Origin of the sequence: Butyrivibrio sp. INlla14 (genome assembly GCF_900102515.1) — a bacterium.
Classification (GTDB): Bacteria; Bacillota; Clostridia; order Lachnospirales; family Lachnospiraceae; genus Butyrivibrio.
This window is the reverse complement of the sequence record NZ_FMVS01000010.1, coordinates 1-21,825: the sequence shown is the minus strand read 5'-3', so window position 1 is coordinate 21,825 and position 21,825 is coordinate 1. Positions and strand designations below refer to the sequence as shown.

The window sequence follows — 21,825 nt, the reverse complement described above, 5'->3', positions numbered from 1 at the left end:
TGCATCGCGCACGAAAGTATGACCGAGACTTACTGGTCATAAATATTGATATAAACAGAAAGCGCCTTAGAGAGTAATCTCTAAGACGCCCTTGTCTTTATGTTTATGAATTCTAAGACAGATAAAAAAACATGTCAAGAACTTTTTGTATACAATAATACAAAATTATACAAAAATCTTTTTTCTCCACTTTCCACGCATGTATCTGACTACACATCCTATTCCAGTGATAGCCCAGGTAAGTCCGTTTGTATACCAGCATCCCCAAAGGCCAACTCCGGGAATTGCCATAAGGATTGTTGCAAAACCTATTCGTCCTACAACTTCTATGATTCCGTTAATAAGAGCAAAGGCCGCATCGCCTACACCATTTAGCATTCCCCTAAATACATAGATAAGTCCCAGGAAGAAATAGAACATGCTGGTGATCCTAAGTCCTGCAGCTCCAATCTCAATCGCTTTCTCATTCTTGGTAAATATCCAGACAATATTTTCGCCAAAAGCAAACATTACAGCTATCATGATCACACTAAATACAGCCACTAGCATAACACTCTTTATGCATCCACTCTTTACCCTGTCAAGTTTCTTGGCACCGGCATTCTGTCCAGCAAAGGTAGATACTGCAGTTCCAAGTGAACCAAAAGGCTGCTGAACGAACTGCTCAACTCTTCCTGTAACTGTATATGCTGTCATGACATCACTGCCAAAGCTGTTAACAACGGTCTGGAGAGCCAGACAGGAAAATGCAATAAGAGCGTTCTGAAGGGCAAGTGGTATACCGAGTCTTACTGCTTTATCCACAATGTCAGTATTAAGGTCCATATGATATTTCTTTAGCTGAAGATAGGGATTTCTTTTTACTCCCACAAGGATAGAACCTATCATCGCTATGGTCTGGGAAAAGACTGTAGCTACGGCAACTCCTGCTACTCCCCAGTGAAGCAAAACTACAGTGACAATATCAAGAACAACATTGATAAGACATGCTACAACCAGGAAAACAAGCGGAGTTTTACTATCTCCAAGGGCCCTTAAGATTGAAGATATCATGTTGTAGCCCGCTACAAGGAAAGTGGCACCGCATACTATTCTCATATAGAGAAGCGCCTCTGGCATACATTCTGCCGGAGTCTTCATAAGAGTAAGAATAGGCCTTGCAAATACGACGCTGACAAAGCTCATAAGTATGCCTGCTGCCAATGTGATGTAGATGGCATTTCCTACTATCTTCTTTACATAATCATCCTTGCCTGCACCAAAGTTCTGAGAAATCATGATGCCGACACCAGCGCTCATACCAAGGCACAGGGAAAAGAAAAGGAAATTGACACTTCCTACTGCACCTATTGAGGGCAAACTATATTCGTTGCCAAATCGGCCTATGATAATGCTGTCAGCCAGGTTATAGAACTGCTGGAATAGGTTTCCCAAGAGCATCGGTACTGTAAATTTGACCAAAAGAGCAATCTCATTGCCCTTTGTCATATCAGTTACATATCTTTTTTCCATTTGATAATCCTTCCTGATCATCCATATTTCTATTGATAGATGGCGCTACGCCATGTACTTATCTAATTCTCACTCTATCATCAATATAGGTAAAAAGATAGCCTTCTATTTATTAAGTTTCTCGTAACATTTTTTGACACAAAAACAAGCAATTTATTACCAAAAACAAAAACTTTGTTAAAAATATGTTTACAAACTAAAACGTTTAAGCTATGATTATAAGTGAATTAACTGACAATTATAGTTCTATTTTCTCTTTTGTATAGTTAACAACCTATATATTCAGAAAACTGCAAAATGTTACAAAACTTGTAATCACACGTAATAAAGCCATTCTTTAGGAAACTACGATAACTTTTAAATGGTTTTTTACGATGTCGTGCGCGCCGATATCGTTTAAATAACTAATCTTTCTTAAGGAGGAACGTGTAAAAATGCATAAAGGTACAAAATCTTTTTGCAAAAGAGTGGTTGTGGGGGCACTTTCTACTCTGCTTGTAGTATCTGGCTTAAGTTTTCCTTCAGTAACAGCTGAGGCAGCTGGTAACTATAATTATGGTGATGCGCTTGCTAAATCTCTTTTGTTCTATCAGCTTCAGGAATCTGGAAAGCTTTCAGAAGAAACACTTTCAAGAACAAACTGGAGAGCTGATTCAGGCCTTAAAGATGGTCAGGACAATGGTCTCGACCTTACAGGCGGATGGTATGACGCAGGCGACAACGTTAAGTTCAACCTTCCAATGGCTTATTCTTCAATGATCCTTGGATGGTCATATCTTAATAATCCACAGGCTTATAGCCAGTCTGGCCAGTCTAAGTGGATGCTCCACGATATCAAGTGGGCAAACGATTATTTCGTAAAGTGTAATCCTGACTCAAGAACCTACTACTATCAGGTAGGCGACGGCGGCAAGGATCACGGCTTCTGGGGAGCTCCTGAGCTTGTAGAAGCCAAGATGGACAGACCTTCTTTCAAGGTTGATGACACCTCTGCAAATGGTGGTTCATGTGTTACAGGTGAAGCTGCTGCTTCTCTTGCAGTTGCTTCTATCGTATTAAAGGATACAGATCCTGCAAGAAGCGCTACATATCTTTCACATGCTAAGACTCTTTTCGGAATGGCAGAAAGAGCTAAGAGTGATGCTGGATATACAGCAGCTAGCGGATTCTATACATCTTACAGCGGATTCTATGATGAGCTTGCACTTGCTGGATGCTGGCTCTATAAGGCAACAGGCGATGAGACTTATCTTGAAAAGGCTGAGCAGTTTGCCGAGAACTTTGGAACTGAGTTCCAGGGCGGCACAGAGATGGCTTACTCATGGACAATGTCATGGGATGACACACACATGGGAGCATGCCTTCTTCTTGCAGAGCTTACAGGAAAAGATAAATACTATACAGCAATTGAGAACAGTATCGACTGCTGGAATGGCAAACTTGCTGGATCAAATCCTATAACAATCAGTCCTGGCGGACTTTCATTCCTCAGCCAGTGGGGTTCAGTTCGTTATGCTAACAACCAGGCTTTCATAGATGCAATCTATGTTGGACTTGAGAAGGCTGATGCACAGCACATCGCAGAAGCTAACAAGTACATTGAGAGAACTGTTAACTATACACTTGGTAGCTCAGGCCAGAACTTCATGGTTGGCTACAATGCACAGTCTCCAAAGAATCCTCATCACAGAGCAGCTCATGGTTGCTGGTCAAACAACCTCAATGCAGAGCCTGCAACATCAAGACATACTCTTGTTGGTGCGGTTGTAGGTGGACCAAATGCAGCTAACGACAGCTACAAGGATGATCGTAGTGACTACATTGCAAACGAAGTAGCTTGTGACTACAACGCTGGATTCACAGGTGCTTGCGCTTACATGTACGAAAAGACAGGCTTTGGAGCAGTTACAACTCCTACAGCAATCGAGCAGACAGACGGCGCTGAGTTCGTTCTCAAGGCCGGCATCAATGCTCAGGACAGCAACAACAAGATCAACTTCGTTGAAATCAAGGCCGTTATCGAGAACCACACAGCTTGGCCAGCAAGAGTAACAGATAACTTAACACTTCGTCTCTTCTTTGACCTTAGTGATGTTCTTGCACAGGGATACAGTGCATCAGATATGAAGATTTCTACAACATATCAGCAGCACAAGGCTCAGATTTCTGAGTTCAAGGAGTCTGATAAGGCTGGTATCTACTATGTAGACGTTAATCTCGCAGGCGCAAACATCTATCCTGGTGGACAGAGCGAGTGCAAGTGCGAGCTTCAGCTCAGATTCACAGCTCCTGGCAAGTGGGATTTCTCAAACAGCCCATGTGTAAAGGGTCTTGGCGGAACAAGCAACAATCAGATGACAGCTCCAAGTGGAATGCAGCTCTTTGAGGGCTCAACACTTGTTCTTGGAGAAGGCTTTGTTGCTCCAGATCCAGTAGTTGATCCTACACCTGTAGATCCAGATCCAACTCCTGTTGATCCAGATCCTACTCCTGTTGTAGTATCAGGCGAAGTTAAGGCTGAATATTCAATCAACAACTGGGGTTCAGGCTATCAGGTTCTTATAAAGGTTAAGAACGATTCTGATTCCAGAATCAACAGCTGGACACTTAAGGTTAACAAGAACGATGTTGGTATCGATTCAAGCTGGTGCGTAAATGTCAAGGAAGAGGGTAACTACTATGTAATTACTCCAATGTCCTGGAACGCTTCTCTTGAAGCATCTGGCAGCACAGAATTTGGTGTTCAGGGCTCAAGCCACATCGGAAATACAATTGAAATCATTGCAGAAGGCAAATAAAAAATAAAAGAATCACAAAACCTGGACAATCCACAGTCTACTGCAACTTAGGCTGTGGATTGTTTTAACTAATAGAGGTTTTCTAGGAGAAAAATATGCGTAAAGCCACAAGATTTCTTTGTAGCAAAGCACTTATAGGAACATTATCAGCTGCTATGATCCTCACCGGATCCGGCCTTGCAACACTTAATGTTCACGCAGCAAATAATGGCACTGCTGCCAGTTCCGCTTTAGCTACAAGCTTAACAACTGAATACACAATAAATAACTGGGGATCAGGTTATCAGGTTCTTATAAAGGTCAAGAACGAAACCGGTAAAAGAGCTGATTCATGGGCCCTTAAGATCAATAAAAATGATGTTGGAATTGATTCCAGCTGGAATGTGAAGATCGTAGAAAACGGCAGTTACTACGAGATCACTCCTATGGATTGGAATAAAACAATAGAAGCCGGACAGGCTGTAGAATTTGGTATCCAGGGTACTGGCCATGTTGGTAATACAATTGAAATCATCACAAACGGTTCTACCAGCGGCGGTCAGCAGGATCCAACTCCTACTCCAGATCCTGAGCCTCAGCCAGATCCACAACCTCAACCAGATCCACACACAGGAGATTCAGAGGCTGTAGTAGGTGATGACTGGCTCCACACTTCAGGCGGAAGAATATATGATAAATATGGTCACGAAGTATATTTGACTGGTGCTAACTGGTTTGGATTTAACTGTTCAGAAAAAGTATTCCACGGCCTTTGGAGTGCTAACATGAAAGAAACCGTTGAGAGCATGGCTGATCACGGTATTAACCTTGTTCGTGTACCGGTTTCTACTGAACTTCTCTTAGAGTGGAAGGCAGGAAAAAATGTTAAAGTAAACATCAATTCCTATGCTAACCCAGAGCTTAAGAGAGCTGACGGTTCAGATATGGGTTCTAGAGAAGTATTTGATGTATTCCTTGCTCTGTGCAAAGAAAACGGTATAAAAGTTATGGTTGACTGCCACAGTGCAGATGCCAACAACTCTGGCCATAACTACAATGTTTGGTACGGTCCTAAGGGCTTTACAACAGAAGACTGGATTGAAGGATGGACCTGGTTTGTAGGCGAATACAAAAACGATGATACAATCGTTGCCTGCGATCTTAAGAACGAACCTCATGGCAAATTCTCTCAGTCAGAGAAGGTTTCTGCAAAGTGGGATGATTCAAAAGATGAAAACAACTGGAGATACGCAGCAAGCCGTTGCGGCAAGGCAATCCTTGATGTGAATCCAAATCTCCTTATCATGGTAGAAGGTATTGAAGAGACTCCAAGACCTGGTTATGACTATAACTCAGGCACACAGGATCCTAACGCTACAGAAGATCAGCTCAAGTACTATGGCGACTGGTGGGGCGGAAACTTAAGACTTGCCGGAGACCTTCCAGTAGATCTTGGCAGATATCAGAGCCAGCTTGTATATTCACCTCATGACTACGGCCCACTTGTATATGAGCAGTCCTGGTTCAAGAAAGACTTCTCAGAAAAGACTCTTCTTGATGATGTATGGTATGACAACTGGTTCTACCTTCAGGATCAGGAAATCGCTCCTATTCTCATCGGTGAGTGGGGCGGCTTCATGGATGGCGGCAGCAATGAAAAGTACCTTAACATCATGGCTGAATTCATCGCCAAGAACCATATTAACCACACCTTCTGGTGCATCAATCCTAACTCAGGTGATACAGGCGGACTTCTTGAAGGCGACTGGGTAACATGGGATAGCGCCAAGTACAACATGATGAAAAAGACTCTTTGGTCCGATTCAAAGACTGGCAAGTTTGTAGGACTTGATCACGAAATTCCTCTTGGATCAAAGGGCGAAACAGTAACTGCTTATTATAGATAAAATACCCCTTAGTTAATATATATTTTAAAAGGGCAACTACGCATCACACGTAGTTGCCCTTTATTATGTCTGTTTATAATGTCCTTTTTATATTACTGAGCTGCTTTTCTAGCCTCAAGCATTGGCTGATACTTTTCTGTATCGAAAGCTGTAAGGTCTGCCCATCCAAGTCCTTCAAGCTGAGCTGTCATAGCATCCCACTGAGCTTCGAAATCAGCATCATCCTTGGCAAATACCATTCTCCAGGAAGCATCCTTGATTGTATCGCCACACTGCTTACGGATAAGGCTGATATCTGTTGTATCGATTGCAAGAGCAATGTTGATACTAGGAACAACTGTCATCATCTTGTTGTTAAGAAGATACTCAACATCATCAGCTGCGCCATACATTTCTGTCCACTCCTTGGTGGTTGTTGTCTGGTTCATCTCGATTGTTGATGACCACATATCTGTTCCATAAGGCTCGTTTGTATCTGGGTTAACATCACAAGAAGCTACGATCCACTGGTTGATCTGGTTGTTACCATCATTCCAGTTTCCGCCGCCCTGATCTTCAGGAACAGCAACTTCTGCTGAGAATCTGTTGATACCATCTTCTGTGAGTTTGTACTTACCATTTTCTACTGTGTAGATAAGTCCTTCTGTACCGCCATGCTGGATCTGAACTCCCTCTGGAGAAGCGTACCAGTCAAGGAACTCCATAAGTCTTGCAAAGTTCTCATCTGAAACCTGTGAACCAACACAGAGAACACGACCATCGCCGTAGTATGTGTCAGAAGCCTGGTAAAGGTTTGTATCTGCTACAGGAATCTCGATGTAGTTTGTTCCTTCGTTACCCTTTGCTGGTGTGTTCCAGAAACCATACTGCCAGCTGTACCAATACAGGTATACTCTCTTATCCTGCATCTTAGAAACCATTGAGTTCCAGTCCTGTGTAGCTGAGTCAGGATCTACAAGTCCCATCTGGTTAGCCTGATAGAAGAATTTAAGCATCTTGTAGTATGCGCCATCCTTGTCTGTAAGAGGAGCAATAGAATTATCTGTTCCAATAAGAACTGATCCGTTTACTTCCTGTCCATACCACTTTGTAAGCTGAGCTACGCACTCCATGTACTGGCTATCCCAGTCTTTCCAAAGGCTGATAGCAAATGCAGGATCACCCTTATCATTCTTTGGATGTGCTGTCTGGATGTCCTTAAGGACACTAAGAAGGTCATCAAGGTTATTAAGCTTTGGTGAACCTGCTTCTTTGTACATATCCCATCCGATACGAGGATATGAATAAACGTGAAGCTGTTTGTATGCTGTAGGACCATTGTTGTTCATCTCAAGAGGAATAGCATAAATCTTGGTTCCGTCTCCCATCATTGAGTTGAACTGCTTGATCTGAGGCATAAACTTGGCAAGGTTTGGATACTGCTCGATAACATCTGTAAGGTCATGGATAAGTCCTGACTCTACGCATTCCTGAGCATCTGCATTGTCGAGAATAATAAGATCTCCAAGAGCACCAGCAGCGCAACGTGTCTGATAAAGAGCTGCGCCATCACCAGAAACCTGCGGTGCTATAATGTTAAGATCCATGTTGAACTTATCTTTTACAATCTTTCCATACCATCCGGACTGAACGCCCTGGAAATTAGCTGCTACATCGTAGAAATCTACGGTGTATTCTGATGAGTGGTCAGCTGCAGCTGGAGCAGCGGCTGTGTCGCCTCCTGCAGTCTCTGTAGAAGCTGTCTCTGTATTTGTTTCAGTCTTGGTTTCAGTCTGAGCAGCCCCTCCTGTGCTCTCTGTGCCAGTTTCACCACAGCCTGCCAGCATAGATGCTGCCATGAGTGTAGAAAGAGCAAGAGATGCAATTTTCTTAAACTTCATTTTCATTTCCTCCTTTTCTTTTAAAACACTTAATACCGGTCGCCACCGGTTTGTGCGCATATAAATGTACTTGGCTGAGATTCTTTACAAGGAACCTACCGCTATCACATGCAAGCATGTGATCCGGTAGACGTTCACACTAGCCTCGATAATACCTCGGCAAGTGTTTTCAGCCCTTTACTGCTCCGATCATGATTCCTTTTACGAAGTATTTTTGGAAGATTGGGTACACTAGCATGATAGGAAGTACTACGATAACTGTAATGGTCATTCTTACACTGGTTGTGGTCTGGGTGGTTGCTGCTGCAGCCGCCAGTGAAGAGGTACTTGTATTACTCTGAGCCAGGGATGCAAGGGAGCTGGCCTGATTCAGGTACTGATATAACACAAACTGCAATGGATAGAGCTTTGTATCTGTCATAAGAAGCAGTGTGTCCTGGAAAGCATTCCACTGATTTACAGCTGAGAAAATAGCAACTGTAGCCATGATTGGCTTTATTACTGGAATGATTACCCTAAAGAACACTGTAAGCACTCCGGCGCCGTCCATCTCTGCTGCTTCCTGCAGCTCTTTTGGCACAGACTCAACGAAGGTCTTGGTCAGGATCAGGTTAAAGGGTGATACGATTGCTGGCAGAATATATCCCCAGAAGTTGTTGGTAAGGTGCATGCTCTTCATGACCAGATACCAGGGAATGATTCCTGCATTGAAATACATTGTTGCTACGATCAGCCTGTACCATACCTTCCTAAGCCACATCTTTTCCTGAGTGAACATAAATCCCAGGTAAGCTGATGCAAATACTGTAAAGCCAGTACCTAGAACTGTACGAAGAAGTGATATCTTAAGGGCCTGGAAAAGGCCATCAATCCTAAAGGCTGATAAATAATTGTGGAAGTGTATTCCCTGTGGCCAAAAGAGGATATCTCCCTTTGCGCTCAAATCATTGGCACTTATTGTGTTGATAACGATATAGTAAAAAGGATAAAGGCACAGGAATGCAGCTATCGTAAATACTATGTAGCATATGATCTCAAGGGTTCTGTCACCTGCGCTAACCTTTATTTTTGTTTTCTGCTCTATTTCTTTTTTCATGGCTCTTTTCTCCGTAACTACCTTTGGAATTTCTAAATCTTTTCTCAGGATCATAGGATGCTCTCCCCTCTGATTGACTTAGATGCTCCGTTGACGATTACCAGAAGAACAACACTGACAAGGCTCTTTAGCATACTGATTGCTACTGAAACTGAATATCCGCCGCTGCCCATGGCCATGTTGTAAACATAAAGATCCAGAACCTGAATAAATTCTTTGTTGAAGGCGTTCTGGAATACGTAGTATTGCTCCATACCGTTGTTTAGGAAGTTTGCTACATTGATGACCAGAAGTACAAAGTATGTAGGCAAAAGACTTGGTATTGTAATATGCCAGATTATCTGCATTCTGTTGGCGCCATCAACTCTGGCTGCCTGAAGGAGTTCATCATCAATGCTGGAAATTGCCGCGATATACATGATTGCTGCCCAGCCCAGGTTCTTCCAGGTAAGCCACAGCCACTGTGTAAACCACACATGTTCTGATTGCTGTAAAAAGAGAATTGGCTGTTCTATCCATCCTGCCTTCATCATAAGAGAATTCATCATACCTGTGCTGCTGAAAAGAGCAAAAGCAATTGAGTAAACCATTACCCAGCTTACGAAGTTTGGAAGTGTGGTTACTGTCTGAACAAATTTACGGAACTTGACACCTCTGATCTCGTTGAGGAAAACCGCAAATATCATAGGAAGCCAGCTAGTTCCAAGCGTGATACCGCTCATCGCAAATGTGTTTTTGAGAACCTGGATTATCTGCTGTACTTTTACAGGGCTGCTAACAAGTGATGCGAACCACTTAAAGCCTACAAATGGGCTGTTTGCCAGCGTCTTTGGCGGCTTGTAATCATAGAATGCATAAAGCCATCCGTACAGAGGATAATAGCAGAACAAAAGAACTAAAATAATGAATGGTAAAACCATTAAGAATAACTGAATTGAATACGCCTTTTTCTTAGACACCCCTACTCCTCCTTTGGTTTAACGTTAAACTAAACAGGTAAAAAATTTTCCACTTACTTTTTTTCACACACGGATTGTCTGATCACCATTTTGCATGGAATCTTGTAAACCTCTGGCTTGTCTCCACTATGCAATTCCCCTTTTGCATGACTTTCAAGTTTATCCAGAAGTAGTTCCGCAGACTTTTTGCCAATCTCTCTTAGTGGAAGTTCTGTAGTTGTAAGCTGTGGCCTGAAAAACGCTGAAATGCTCTCATTATCAAATCCGACCACCGATATATCTTTTCCTATAGAGATCCCCTTCTCATACAGGTAGTCATATATTCCGCCTGTCATCATGTCTGAAATTCCAAAAAGAGCTGTAACCCCCTGCGGTACAAGTTTCTCTGCACCTTCATAACCTGACTTTCTAGACCAGTCCCCGTAGTAGATATACTTAGGGTCGAACAAAAGTCCTTTTTCAAAGACAGCTTTCTGATAACCCATAAGTCTCTGAGCAGTGTGGATGTTATCAATGCGGCCTCCAACAAAGCCTATCTTCTCATGTCCATGTCTTATAAGATATGACACCATTTCATAGGCACTCTGCTCATCGTCTATGACTACCGAAGGAATCATTGGGCTTTCTGAGTATGCATAGCACATCACAACAGGCAGCTCAGTGGTTTTATTGAAAGTCTTGATAATTCTGGCATGTCCAGCCACATAGATGATTCCGTCAACCTGAGCTGACATAACATCCTTGATGACAGGATCAATAACTGAATGATATTCGTCGTCTCGCCCATACCAGGTATCCTGCCATCTGTCATACAATCGCAGGTTGTGAACAACAACCCTGTAGTCCAGCTTCTCACAGGTTTCCATTATGCTCTCGATAATTGCTGGAGACGTGAACTGTGCAATATCTTCGGCAATAAGAGCGATGGTTCTGCTTCTTTTGATCCTAAGGCCCTTTGCCATGATATTGGGCTTATATCCAGTTTCCTTAATGACTTCCAATATCCTCTGTCTGGTTTCCTCGCTAGTCTTAGCTTTCCCGTTTATTACGTTGGATACTGTAGTTGCAGAAACACCGCATGCTTCTGCAATTTCTTTTAGGGTTACCATTAGTTCTCCTTGAAACTATGCCGTATATAAATTAACGGCGTTGTTTAGTTATGAATGGTAAATCGTTAAACTAATTTTACTATAGTTTCCTCGGGCCATAATTGTCAATACATTTTATCAATTTGTACAGCAAATACAATTTTCACTAGAAACTTTTGTGCAATTTGACTTTGACACAAAAATAATAAAACAATAATATGAAATAAGTTACTAATAACAACGATATCCACGTAAATATTGCAATAATAATAGACAATTGCGCTTAAATACGGTGTGTTTATCGTTAAACTAATATGTGCAGGCTTCATTCTCTACATTCCTATGGACCCAAGCACATTTTCGGAGGACCATCATGATTTATTACGTAGATTCCGCAGCTTTTAGAGATGGCGATGGAAGCGAAAAAAGGCCTTTTAAGCATATCAACGATGCTGCAAAGATCGCTGTAGCCGGTGATGAAGTCATAGTTAAGCCAGGTGTGTACAGAGAGCACGTTATCCCTGTTAATGCCGGCACCAAGGAAAGCCCCATTGTCTACCGCTCTTTGGAGCCTTTGGGAGCTGTTATTACAGGTGCAGAACTTGTTTCTGGCTGGAAAAAGGTTAAGGGAAATACCTGGACTGTACGCGTTAGCAATACTATGTTTGGCGCCTATAACCCATATGTGGAAAGGGTTTATGGCGATTGGTACTTCTCTCCTATCATCAGACATACAGGTTCAGTTTTTGTTAATGACAACATGATGTATGAAGCTTCTTCCTTGGAAGAGTGCCAGAAGGGAAAGGGTGATCCTCTTGCCTGGGATCAGGAAGCTTGTAAATATCTCTGGTACACAGAGCAGGATGAAAAGACAAATGAGACAGTTCTTTATGCCAATTTCCAGGGACTTGATCCAAACAAGGAGAAGGTCGAGATCAGTGTAAGGCGCAATGTCTTTATGCCTACCAAGAATCACGTCAACTACATCACTGTAAGCGGCTTTAACATCAATAAAGCTGCTACAACCTGGGCTCCGCCCGCTGCTTATCAGGACGGAATGATTGGTCCTCACTGGAGCATGGGCTGGATAATTGAGGACTGCGAAGTTTATGGAAGCAGATGCTGTGGAATTTCTCTTGGCAAATATCTGGACCCCGAAAATGATATGTATTTTACCAAGAACCATGTAAAGAGCCCTACTCAGATGGAGCGTGACGCTGTCTGCAGAGGTCAGTATCACGGCTGGTTAAAAGAAAAAGTTGGCCACCATATCATTCGCCGCTGTCATGTACATCACTGCGAGCAGACAGGTATTGTAGGTCGAATGGGCGGTGTTTTCTCAACAATCGAGGATTGCGAGATTCACGATATCTGCACTTCACAACAGCTTGGCGGAGCAGAGACCGCCGGAATCAAGCTCCATGCTGCAATTGATGTAACCATAAGAAGAAATCATATTCACCACTGCATAGAGGGTGTATGGCTTGACTGGGAGGCTCAGGGAGCACGCATCAGCCAGAACCTTATGCACGACAACTATAGACATGGCGGCCTTAAACAGGCACAAGGCGCTATGTTCTCAACGGACATTTTCATTGAAGTTGGTCATGGCCCTACACTTATTGATAACAACATACTTCTGTCACCTACAGCAGTAACTATTCCAAGTGAGGGTATTGCAGTTATCCACAATCTGATCCTTGGTGGTTTTGCCCTTGTAAACTCAGGTGTAGACAGCGTTGTTAACGGTCAGAGAGAGCCTCGCTATACTCCTTACCACATCCGCCACAGGACTGAGGTTGCCGGCTTTATGACAATCCTCCACGGTGATGACAGGATTTACAACAACGTATTTATCCAGCAGCATCCAATAACTGACAAGAAGAAAACTCCTGCTGATTCTGAATATGAAGTAGTTGGAACCAAGCCTTTTGACATCTTCCCTTCCTACGAGGAATGGATCAGTCAGTTTGACTTTACAAAGAACCCTGATATGGGCGGCCTTGCAGAGGCACACTTTGGACATCTCCCTGTATGGATTGAAGGAAACGCCTACTTTGGCGGCGCTACTGTCTCTAAACATGAAAAGAAAAAGAATCATCTGGAAGATAAGAAGGCAAAAGTCACTGTAGAGATTAAGGAAAAAGATGGAGACTGGTATCTGAAGACAAATTATGGAAAAGCTCTTGGAGATCTACTCGATGGCATCATCACAACTGACACCCTTGGAAAAGCCTTTGAGCCTGAGCAGAGATTTGAAAATACCGATGGAACTCCTATTACATTTGACAGGGATTTCCTGGGCAATCACAGGTCATCTGATACTATTCCAGGACCACTTTCATCAGTAGGAAGCAAAGAATTCCTTGTTTTTAAAAAACTCGAACTTAGATGAATAGGTAAAAGAAAAAAGCTGGCAACTGCGCTTAATTAAATAGTGCAATTGCCAGTTCTTTTTATTGCTTTATTGTTATAGTCATAACGTTTAACCCTAGAAGGTTCTGATAACTTGCAGAGGTAGCAAGCTTCATGACCATTCTAAGTCCAATATTCTTTGTTTTATCTTCCGGACTTATCTGATCCGCCATACTAACTGGGTCAAAGGATGCGCAATCATCTTTGATTCTCAGCACGATCTCATCAGATTTTTTGACTATCCTCGCATCCAGATAGTGTTTTTGCTTATCATGGGTAAAGCCATGTTCTACTACATTTCTAGTCATTTCTTCAAGACACAGTGCTGAATACATCGCAGTCTTTTTATCAAATCCCTTTTCTGTGCAGAATTCCTGAGCCTTCTGAGCTGTAGAAGAAACATCACTTGCATTTTCTACGTTAAATACTATTCTGTCATCATCAGAAACTCCAAAGTCCTTCTTAAACAGGAGCCATTCATCTATATTTTGAGGAACCCGGCGCCAGAAAATAATGGCATAGATTGGATAAACAACAGCTGAAATAACAATTCCTATTGGTGTTGCCAGCCAGACACCAAATATGCCAATAATCGGTGCAAGGATTACAGAGGGCAATACAACGCTTACAAATCCATCAATGATTGAGAATATATTAACGCAAATATTCTGTTTCATGGCCTGCAGATAATTGGTTTGAATTTGAACCACGATTATAAGCGGAATAGAGAGGTCATACACTACAAAATACTGATATGCAAGCTTATAGACATTAGAAGTTTTATCAGGGAAGAATAATCCTACAACAAACCCTGAAATTGCAAGCACGATTACCGTTATCAGAACTGACAATAATAAGGCTTTTGTACTGGCTATCTTAATTAGTTCCTTTATAGCGTCCTTGTCCTCTTCTCCAACATTGACGCTAGCAAGCATCCTGACAACTGCACCAGTCCCAAGACATAATGCAATAAATAGTCCTCCAACCATTCCCAGAGATGACTTCGCAGAAAGACCATCCTGTCCTGCATAATTTAATACAATTCTGTTAAGTGCCAGATCTCTTAGAGCCAGGCAAAAAACAAGCAATGCTCCAGGAAATCCTATCTTTATAAGTTCTCCTGTATCACTCCACAAAATATTTTTCCTATTATATTTGAGCTGAGCATTTCCAAAGATGTAATAAGTAACAAGTACCAGGAAATATATCCAGTTACAAATCGCTGTAGAAAGGGCAAGTCCCAATATTCCCATATTAAAAATTACAACCAGAACTATATCCAGAGTTATATTGGATATGATCATAGCTGCTACTCCAATATAATTTCTCTTACTCTGTCTCTCCAGTTGCAGAAAAGCAGACAGTTGCTGAGCCAGTAGCTGCGGAACAATTCCAAATGAAAAACCGACTATGTATAGAGCAAGTGTATCACGAAGCTGCGCATTAGCACCGCAGATATCTGCTACTACCTTAGGTATAGCAAAACCTATCAGCATTACAACCATACCAATTATTGTTGTAATTGTTATGTTCAAGGAAAATATCCCCCTGGTTTTGTCCAGGTCACCGCTTCCCATATAACGCCCGCTTAAAACTGAGCTACCTCCTAATAGGACAGACCCAATCGCCGATAGCACAAAGTTTACTGCACCAAAGAGGCCGATAACGCCAACGGTTGTGGCATCAATAAATCTCCCGGCAATAACGCCATCCACAATGGAATTAATCGATCCCATCGCCACTATCATGATCTGAACAGGTAAAAGCTTAAAAAACAATCTGCTACCCATGGATTCCTTCATTTTTATTTTCCTCTAATTGTTTTCGATCATTTGTGTATTACCCAAATCAAAAAATACACCAGCACATATATTTATTATTTCGGCATAAATATCAGTTAAATTTACCCCTATTAGACGTAAAAAGAGATGAGTCCATCTGCAAATTTGCAAATGTCTCATCTCTTTTATTTAGTAGAAGTATTAACTCAATATATAGATATTATCGATCAAAGTGCCTCGTGGCATGTACGAGCGATAACGTCAAGCTGCTGTTCCTTAGTAAGGTTGATGAACTTAACAGCGTATCCTGATACACGGATAGTGAAGTTAGCATACTCAGGCTTCTCAGGATGCTCCATAGCATCGATAAGCTTCTCCTTACCAAATACGTTAACGTTAAGGTGATGTGAACCCTGGTTGAAGTAACCATCAAGTACGCTAACAAGCTTGTTAGCTCTCTCCTCGTCATCATGACCAAGAGCGTTAGGGTTCATTGTCTGTGTATTTGAAATTCCATCGAGAGCGTACTCGTAAGGAATCTTAGCAACAGAGTTAAGTGAAGCAAGAAGGCCGTTCTTCTCAGCACCGTAAGATGGTGATGCACCAGGTGCGAATGAAGCGTAAGCAGGTCTTCCATCAGGTGTAGCACCTGTAGCCTTACCATAAACAACGTTTGATGTGATTGTAAGAATAGATGTTGTAGGCTCTGAATCACGGTATGTGTGATGCTTCTCAACCTTCTTCATGAATGTCTTAAGAAGCCATACAGCGATCTCATCTGCTCTCTCATCATCGTTACCATATCTTGGGAAGTCTCCCTCTACCTTGTAATCAACAACAAGGCCTGACTCATCACGAACTGTTGTAACCTTAGCATACTTAATAGCTGAAAGTGAATCAACAACGTGTGAGAAACCAGCAATACCAGTAGCGAATGTACGTCTTACGTTTGTATCGATAAGAGCCATCTCAGCTGCTTCATAGTAGTACTTGTCATGCATGTACTGGATAAGGTTGAGGATATTTACATAAAGTCCTGCAAGCCAATCCATCATGATGTCATACTTGTGCATAACTTCGTTATAATCAAGAACCTCTGATGTGATAGGTGCCATCTCAGGTCCAACCTGCATGTGCTTGCCATCCTTTGTAAGGAACTTCTCATCCTTACCACCGTTGATAGCGTAAAGAAGGCACTTAGCAAGGTTTGCTCTAGCTCCGAAGAACTGCATCTCTTTACCAGTCTGTGTAGCAGATACGCAGCAGCAGATGCTGTAGTCATCGCCCCAGATAGGTCTCATAACATCATCGTTCTCGTACTGAATTGAAGATGTTGTAACAGAGATCTTAGCAGCATACTTCTTGAATGTAGCTGGAAGCTTTGAAGTATAAAGAACTGTAAGGTTAGGCTCTGGTGAAGGTCCCATGTTCTCAAGTGTATGAAGGAATCTGAAGTCGTTCTTGGTTACCATGTGACGTCCGTCCATACCAAGTCCACCAACCTCAAGAGTAGCCCATACTGGGTCACCTGAGAAGAGGTTGTTGTATGAAGGAATACGAGCGAACTTAACCATTCTGAACTTCATTGTCATGTGGTCGATAAGCTCCTGAGCCTCTGACTCTGTAAGAGTTCCCTCTTTAATATCTCTCTCGATATAGATATCAAGGAATGTTGAAACACGTCCAACAGACATAGCAGCACCGTTCTGAGTCTTGATAGCTGCAAGATATCCAAAGTAAAGCCACTGAACAGCCTCTTTAGCGTTCTTAGCTGGCTGTGAAATGTCGAAGCCGTAAACAGCTGCCATTTCCTTCATTCCCTTAAGAGCTCTGATCTGCTCTGAGATCTCTTCTCTCTGACGAATGATGTGATCAAGCATTGTTCCATCGCCGCAGTTGTTGTAATCTTCCTGCTTCTTGGCAATGAGGTAGTCGATACCGTAAAGAGCAACTCTTCTGTAGTCGCCTACGATACGTCCACGTCCGTATGTATCTGGAAGACCTGTTACGATGTGGCTGTGTCTGGCAGCTCTCATCTCAGGTGTGTAAGCATCAAATACTGCCTGGTTGTGTGTCTTGTGGTACTCTGTGAAGATCTTGTGGAACTTCTCATTTACCTTGTAGCCGTATGTCTCAGCAGCTTCCTCAGCCATCTTGATTCCGCCGTAAGGCATGAATGCTCTCTTAAGAGGCTTGTCTGTCTGAAGACCAACGATCTGCTCAAGATCCTTCATAGACTCATCAATATATCCAGGACCGTAAGCTGTAAGACTAGAAACAACTTCTGTCTCGCACTCAAGGACACCGCCCTTTTCACGCTCCTGCTTCTGAAGCTCCTGAAGCTTGCCCCAGAGCTTGTTAGTAGCATCTGTAGCATCAGCAAGGAAGCTCTCATCTCCATCATATGGTGTGTAGTTGTTCTGGATGAAATCTCTTACGTTTACATCATCCAGCCAGTGGGTTCCTTTAAACCCTCTCCATGCTTCGTTCATAATATAAACTCCTTCTCAAATATTTAACATGAATTGTTAAAATATTGTCACTTATATTTACCGTTGAGTATATTAGCAAAATAGAAAAGCCTAAACCTTGATTGTAATCAAATTTGGTAAATAATTCACAATTTCTACACATATTTTTTCGATAAAAAAACGAGGTATCAAGTACAAACGTACTCGGTATCTCGTTTCTAAGCATTTTAGCTATATTGACAACTTTTCTCACTCGCCTCTTAAAATCTTTGTGGCGTTCTGAACACGATCTGCTGTTGGAGACTGAACCCCTTCAAGCTTATAAGGAATTCCAAGTGCCTCAAATTTGTGCTGTCCCATGGTGTGATATGGAAGCACCTCTATCTTCTGAACATTTGAAAGGGTCTCAATAAAGGCTCTTGTCTGATGAAGATAATCATCATTATCTGTAATTCCAGGTACTAAAACGTGTCTGATCCAGATTGGCTTGCCAATCTCAGACAGATACTTCATGCCCTCTATAATATTGTCATTAGGAAGTCCTGTGAGCTCTATATGTTCCTTGCAATCTATATGCTTGATATCAACCAGCAAAAGATCTGTATACTTCATAAGCTCCTGAAACTTGCCAAAGAATTCACTGTTTCTATCAGGGTCAAAAGGCTGAAGTGCTGTATCAATACAAGTGTTGATGCCACGCTCCTTGGCCATCTTAAAAAACTCGATAAGGAAACCTATCTGCAGAAGTGGTTCTCCTCCGCTTACAGTTATTCCTCCATCTTCGCCCCAGTAGCCGCGATATCTCTCTGCAAAGTCCAGAAGTTCCTGCGGCGTTCTCATATCATCTGAATGAGGATCCCAGGTATCTGCGTTGTGGCAATATTTGCAGCGAAGTTTACAGCCTTTCAAAAAAACTATGAATCTGATTCCAGGTCCATCTACTGAACCAAAAGTTTCTACAGAATGAATTGCTCCTTTTAACATCTAATACCTCTTTTAATCTTACTGAGATACATATATCTCTCTAAGTGCATCTCTGTCAATAACCTTGATCTTGGCGTGGCCACGCCTCTCGATAAGGCCCATTTTCTCCAGTTCCCGAAGCTTGCGGCTGACTGTTTCCATTCGAAGACTTACACTCGCCGCAATGTCATCGAGTTTCAATACTATATCATCTGATGGGCTTCTGTCTACCCTATACATCAAAAAGCCCGCCAGACGTGCCATTGGGTCCTTTGTAGAAAGAAGCATGTTTCTCTCATTGGCATCATGGAGTTTTTTACTAAGCATAATAATGATATTCATAGCAGCGGTTGGATCTTTTACCACCTTGATGAAATCATCCCTGTGGATCTGACAAATGGATGCGTTGGACAGACAAACTGCAGAATACGGATAAACACTGCCATCCAGAAACATTCCTTCCCAGATGATATCATGATCTGCCAGGATTGTTATAATCTGTTCTCTTCCCAGGGAATCATAGCGGCATAATTTAACCCTGCCCTTCCTGATGATACAGATAGAATCCACCACTTCACCCTCGTTAAAGAGATAGCTCCCTTTTTTGAGATTGGCATGCTTGGAGTGCTCCATCAGGCTGACCTGGGCATTTACTGGAAGACCCTCGATAAGAGGAACGCTTTCAGTGCAAAATCCGCCGCACTCCTCACAAATATTGAGGCCTATAATGCCCCTCTTTAGTTCTTCTGCCCTTTCCTGATTCTGGTAGACACCCTTTCCTTTATATGAAGTTGTCTTTGTCTGTTCTTTATTATCCTTCATATTATTTCACCCACGAATGCCGTATTTATCGCTGCTGATTACTATGTGTGTCGTGCATCACTCATAGTTAATGATCATTTACTGACGAGACCACAGATAACAATATGCCTGAGTTCTGGCCGCAAAGGGCTGAGTTTTTAGTAGTTCCCTTACCTGCTCTTTTGTATACCAGCCTGGCTCTATCTCTTCGAGAGTTGATGAGCTCTTGGCAAAAGAACCATCTGCTCTTCCTACACAGCACACATTCTTTTCATTAGAAAAGCCCACTGCGCTATAACTCTCACCAATCCAATCATCTACTGCCACAAGGTCTAATCCCGTCTCTTCCTTGAGCTCGCGCCTTGCGCTTTCTTCCGGAACTTCTCCCGGATCTATAAGACCTGCCGGGAAGTTATAAACCCATGCTCCCGGAGCCATCCTGAATTCCTTATTTATGAGTATCTTCTCACCACTCATATCATGCATAATAAGAACCACCGCATCCGGTTTCTTATTATGTATATCGTCAAAGTCCTTGAGATCCGGATTTCTACTGATGATCTCATAAGTCTTTTCCTTGTCATCTTCTGTTCTGTAGTGCAGGTCATATCTTGTTATAAATTTACCCTGCTCCTTCTTTTCTAAATATTCGAATTTCATTTATGGTATTACTCCTGTGCATCCTCAATATCTATCAATTCTCTAGTGGTACCAATTTCCCATTTTTAATCATTTTTCCGTAATTAGCCTTTATTTCTTCGATATCATATATGTTATCACTTGTCGAAATATACAACCCTGGTATTCCATAATACATCAACGCCCCATTATCATGATCATTCATTGTACTTACTCCCAGAGAAACCATTCCTTCCTCGTCTTTATTCCCATTACAATAACAGTAACAATAGCAGATCCTATATTCATTATTTGTAGTCTTTACATCATAAGAACGAACAAAAAAAATACTATAATGATTACTAATCAATCCGCCATTCGCTTTTGATAACCTATCTGAACACTTTTTGTACTCAAGCACTTCTCCATCAATGTAATCTAAAAAAGCTTTCGCATCATAATTCGCTACATTTACTGAAGGATAATCATATGCAAAACAATTATTCAATCGCTGTATATCATCAGAATTAATTATTTCTATCAGCTGATTCATAACTTCATCTTTGCAAAATTTATAGTCCACAAAAGCCTGCAATTTTCCCTTATGCCTATTGCTTGAAATATCATAATTGCTATTCCCACATCCACATAATATAACTCCTATAAGTCAATTCTCTAACGGCACTAATTCTCCATTATCAAATTTTTCTCCATAATTTGTCTTTATTTCTTCAATATCATTCGCATTATCACAAGTTGATATATACAACCCTGGTATTCCATAATACAACACAGCTCCTTTGTCGTAATCCTCTAATGTACTCACTCCTAGAGAAACCATCCCTTCCTTGTCAGGGTCTCCATTACAATAGCAATAGTTATAACAAATTCTATATTCATTTTGGGTTGTTTTTATATCATATACTCTAACAAAAAAAATAGCATATTGATTACTAAACAGCCCTCCATTAGACTTCCTTATTCTATCAGTAACTCTTTCGTAATCTAGCACCTCTCCTTCGATAAAATCTAATATTTCTCCAGCATTGCATTTTGTTATATTTTCTTCAGATTTCTCTTTTGTAAAACAATCACTTAACTTTTGCGCATCTCTGGCATTTATTATCTCTATCAATTGATCAATCACCACATCCGCATATAAATCATAATCCATAAACGTTTGTAACTTCCCTTTATGTCTATTACTTGAAATATCATAATTGCTATTCCCACATCCACATAATATAACTATCAGTAAAACTGCTAGTGTCTTGTCTAATTGATATTTAATTAAATTAAGGCTATTAATTGCTGGGCTTTTCCATTATAATTAAAAGAAAACGGCGAGGTTACTTATGGCAGGAAAACCCAACAAAAATGCAATTTACTTAACTGATGAGGAGTACAATACACTTTCTTCACTTTCAAAAAAGAAATCAAGTTGTAAGACACTTAAATGCAGGTGTCATGTACTCATGGATCTTGATAATAACCACGGCAAACGTCTTACCTACAGCCAAAGTGCAAGAGCAAATGGTGTTTGTCCTGCAACAGTTT

General features: G+C 41.6%; 15 protein-coding genes and 1 pseudogene. 4 read left to right on the top strand and 12 right to left on the bottom strand.

The window, feature by feature from the left end; translation table 11 throughout:
- Positions 1 to 165: 165 nt before the first annotated feature.
- A complete protein-coding gene (locus BLO53_RS08105; RefSeq protein ID WP_092060405.1) occupies positions 166 to 1,512 on the bottom strand; it encodes an MATE family efflux transporter in 1,347 nt (448 codons plus the stop codon).
- Between the two features lie 434 nt (positions 1,513 to 1,946).
- Here BLO53_RS08105 and BLO53_RS08100 point away from each other — a divergent pair, with 434 nt between their 5' ends.
- Together BLO53_RS08100 and BLO53_RS08095 are read left to right on the top strand one after the other, a co-directional pair.
- Entirely contained in the window at positions 1,947 to 4,310 is a 2,364-nt protein-coding gene (locus BLO53_RS08100; protein WP_092060403.1) for a glycoside hydrolase family 9 protein, read from the top strand.
- Between the two features lie 95 nt (positions 4,311 to 4,405).
- A complete protein-coding gene (locus BLO53_RS08095) occupies positions 4,406 to 6,196 on the top strand; it encodes a cellulase family glycosylhydrolase (protein ID WP_092060401.1) in 1,791 nt (596 codons plus the stop codon).
- A 92-nt stretch (positions 6,197 to 6,288) separates the two neighbouring features.
- Here the strand turns inward: BLO53_RS08095 and BLO53_RS08090 are convergent, their stop codons facing one another.
- From BLO53_RS08090 to BLO53_RS08075, 4 genes are all read right to left on the bottom strand, one after another.
- A complete protein-coding gene (locus BLO53_RS08090; RefSeq protein ID WP_092060399.1) occupies positions 6,289 to 8,076 on the bottom strand; it encodes a sugar ABC transporter substrate-binding protein in 1,788 nt (595 codons plus the stop codon).
- 169 nt (positions 8,077 to 8,245) lie between these two features.
- Complete coding sequence (locus tag BLO53_RS08085; RefSeq protein ID WP_330365699.1) at positions 8,246 to 9,226, bottom strand: carbohydrate ABC transporter permease; 981 nt, start codon at positions 9,224 to 9,226, stop codon at positions 8,246 to 8,248.
- The gene (locus BLO53_RS08080) at positions 9,223 to 10,131 is read right to left on the bottom strand and encodes an ABC transporter permease subunit (RefSeq protein ID WP_242875344.1); all 909 of its coding nucleotides are present in this window, start codon (positions 10,129 to 10,131) and stop codon (positions 9,223 to 9,225) included. The genes BLO53_RS08085 and BLO53_RS08080 overlap by 4 nt, the downstream gene beginning before the upstream one ends.
- A gap of 53 nt (positions 10,132 to 10,184) precedes the next feature.
- Complete coding sequence (locus BLO53_RS08075) at positions 10,185 to 11,240, bottom strand: LacI family DNA-binding transcriptional regulator (RefSeq protein WP_092060397.1); 1,056 nt, start codon at positions 11,238 to 11,240, stop codon at positions 10,185 to 10,187.
- A gap of 352 nt (positions 11,241 to 11,592) precedes the next feature.
- Between BLO53_RS08075 and BLO53_RS08065 the strand changes: the two genes are divergently transcribed.
- Complete coding sequence (locus BLO53_RS08065) at positions 11,593 to 13,614, top strand: right-handed parallel beta-helix repeat-containing protein (protein WP_092060393.1); 2,022 nt, start codon at positions 11,593 to 11,595, stop codon at positions 13,612 to 13,614.
- 61 nt (positions 13,615 to 13,675) lie between these two features.
- On the opposite strand, the gene BLO53_RS08060 is transcribed toward BLO53_RS08065, so the two are convergent.
- From BLO53_RS08060 to BLO53_RS08030, 7 genes are all read right to left on the bottom strand, one after another.
- Positions 13,676 to 15,436 carry an MATE family efflux transporter gene (locus BLO53_RS08060; protein WP_092060391.1) on the bottom strand — a complete coding sequence of 587 codons (1,761 nt, stop codon included), beginning with the start codon at positions 15,434 to 15,436 and terminating at the stop codon, positions 13,676 to 13,678.
- 206 nt (positions 15,437 to 15,642) lie between these two features.
- On the bottom strand, positions 15,643 to 17,907 hold the full coding sequence (gene pflB / locus BLO53_RS08055) for a formate C-acetyltransferase (RefSeq protein WP_092060389.1): 2,265 nt from the start codon (positions 17,905 to 17,907) through the stop codon (positions 15,643 to 15,645).
- A gap of 228 nt (positions 17,908 to 18,135) precedes the next feature.
- Positions 18,136 to 18,870: a pyruvate formate-lyase-activating protein gene (gene pflA, locus BLO53_RS08050; protein ID WP_092060386.1), complete on the bottom strand. Its 735-nt coding sequence runs from the start codon at positions 18,868 to 18,870 to the stop codon at positions 18,136 to 18,138.
- Positions 18,871 to 18,888: 18 nt separating this feature from the next.
- The gene (locus tag BLO53_RS08045) at positions 18,889 to 19,671 is read right to left on the bottom strand and encodes a Crp/Fnr family transcriptional regulator (protein ID WP_026489479.1); all 783 of its coding nucleotides are present in this window, start codon (positions 19,669 to 19,671) and stop codon (positions 18,889 to 18,891) included.
- Positions 19,672 to 19,749: 78 nt separating this feature from the next.
- On the bottom strand, positions 19,750 to 20,310 hold the full coding sequence (locus tag BLO53_RS08040; protein WP_092060384.1) for an NUDIX hydrolase: 561 nt from the start codon (positions 20,308 to 20,310) through the stop codon (positions 19,750 to 19,752).
- Positions 20,311 to 20,344: 34 nt separating this feature from the next.
- Positions 20,345 to 20,851 (bottom strand): DUF5104 domain-containing protein, encoded by a 507-nt coding sequence (locus BLO53_RS08035; RefSeq protein ID WP_092060382.1) that lies wholly within the window; start codon positions 20,849 to 20,851, stop codon positions 20,345 to 20,347.
- An 84-nt stretch (positions 20,852 to 20,935) separates the two neighbouring features.
- Complete coding sequence (locus BLO53_RS08030; protein WP_092060380.1) at positions 20,936 to 21,442, bottom strand: DUF5104 domain-containing protein; 507 nt, start codon at positions 21,440 to 21,442, stop codon at positions 20,936 to 20,938.
- 181 nt (positions 21,443 to 21,623) lie between these two features.
- Between BLO53_RS08030 and BLO53_RS08025 the strand changes: the two are divergent.
- A pseudogene (locus tag BLO53_RS08025) lies at positions 21,624 to 21,825 on the top strand (helix-turn-helix domain-containing protein); the annotation flags it as partial.

What these genes read in the sequence shown, in the direction of transcription:
- BLO53_RS08105 (WP_092060405.1), bottom strand. Translation starts at nt 1,512, where the DNA reads ATGGAAAAAAGATATGTAACTGATATGACAAAGGGCAATGAGATTGCT.
- BLO53_RS08095 (WP_092060401.1), top strand. Translation starts at nt 4,406, where the DNA reads ATGCGTAAAGCCACAAGATTTCTTTGTAGCAAAGCACTTATAGGAACA.
- BLO53_RS08075 (WP_092060397.1), bottom strand. Translation starts at nt 11,240, where the DNA reads ATGGTAACCCTAAAAGAAATTGCAGAAGCATGCGGTGTTTCTGCAACT.
- BLO53_RS08085 (WP_330365699.1), bottom strand. Translation starts at nt 9,226, where the DNA reads ATGATCCTGAGAAAAGATTTAGAAATTCCAAAGGTAGTTACGGAGAAA.
- BLO53_RS08100 (WP_092060403.1), top strand. Translation starts at nt 1,947, where the DNA reads ATGCATAAAGGTACAAAATCTTTTTGCAAAAGAGTGGTTGTGGGGGCA.
- BLO53_RS08090 (WP_092060399.1), bottom strand. Translation starts at nt 8,076, where the DNA reads ATGAAGTTTAAGAAAATTGCATCTCTTGCTCTTTCTACACTCATGGCA.
- pflB (WP_092060389.1), bottom strand. Translation starts at nt 17,907, where the DNA reads ATGAACGAAGCATGGAGAGGGTTTAAAGGAACCCACTGGCTGGATGAT.
- BLO53_RS08065 (WP_092060393.1), top strand. Translation starts at nt 11,593, where the DNA reads ATGATTTATTACGTAGATTCCGCAGCTTTTAGAGATGGCGATGGAAGC.
- BLO53_RS08045 (WP_026489479.1), bottom strand. Translation starts at nt 19,671, where the DNA reads ATGAAGGATAATAAAGAACAGACAAAGACAACTTCATATAAAGGAAAG.
- BLO53_RS08040 (WP_092060384.1), bottom strand. Translation starts at nt 20,310, where the DNA reads ATGAAATTCGAATATTTAGAAAAGAAGGAGCAGGGTAAATTTATAACA.
- BLO53_RS08030 (WP_092060380.1), bottom strand. Translation starts at nt 21,442, where the DNA reads ATGGATTATGATTTATATGCGGATGTGGTGATTGATCAATTGATAGAG.
- BLO53_RS08060 (WP_092060391.1), bottom strand. Translation starts at nt 15,436, where the DNA reads ATGAAGGAATCCATGGGTAGCAGATTGTTTTTTAAGCTTTTACCTGTT.
- pflA (WP_092060386.1), bottom strand. Translation starts at nt 18,870, where the DNA reads ATGTTAAAAGGAGCAATTCATTCTGTAGAAACTTTTGGTTCAGTAGAT.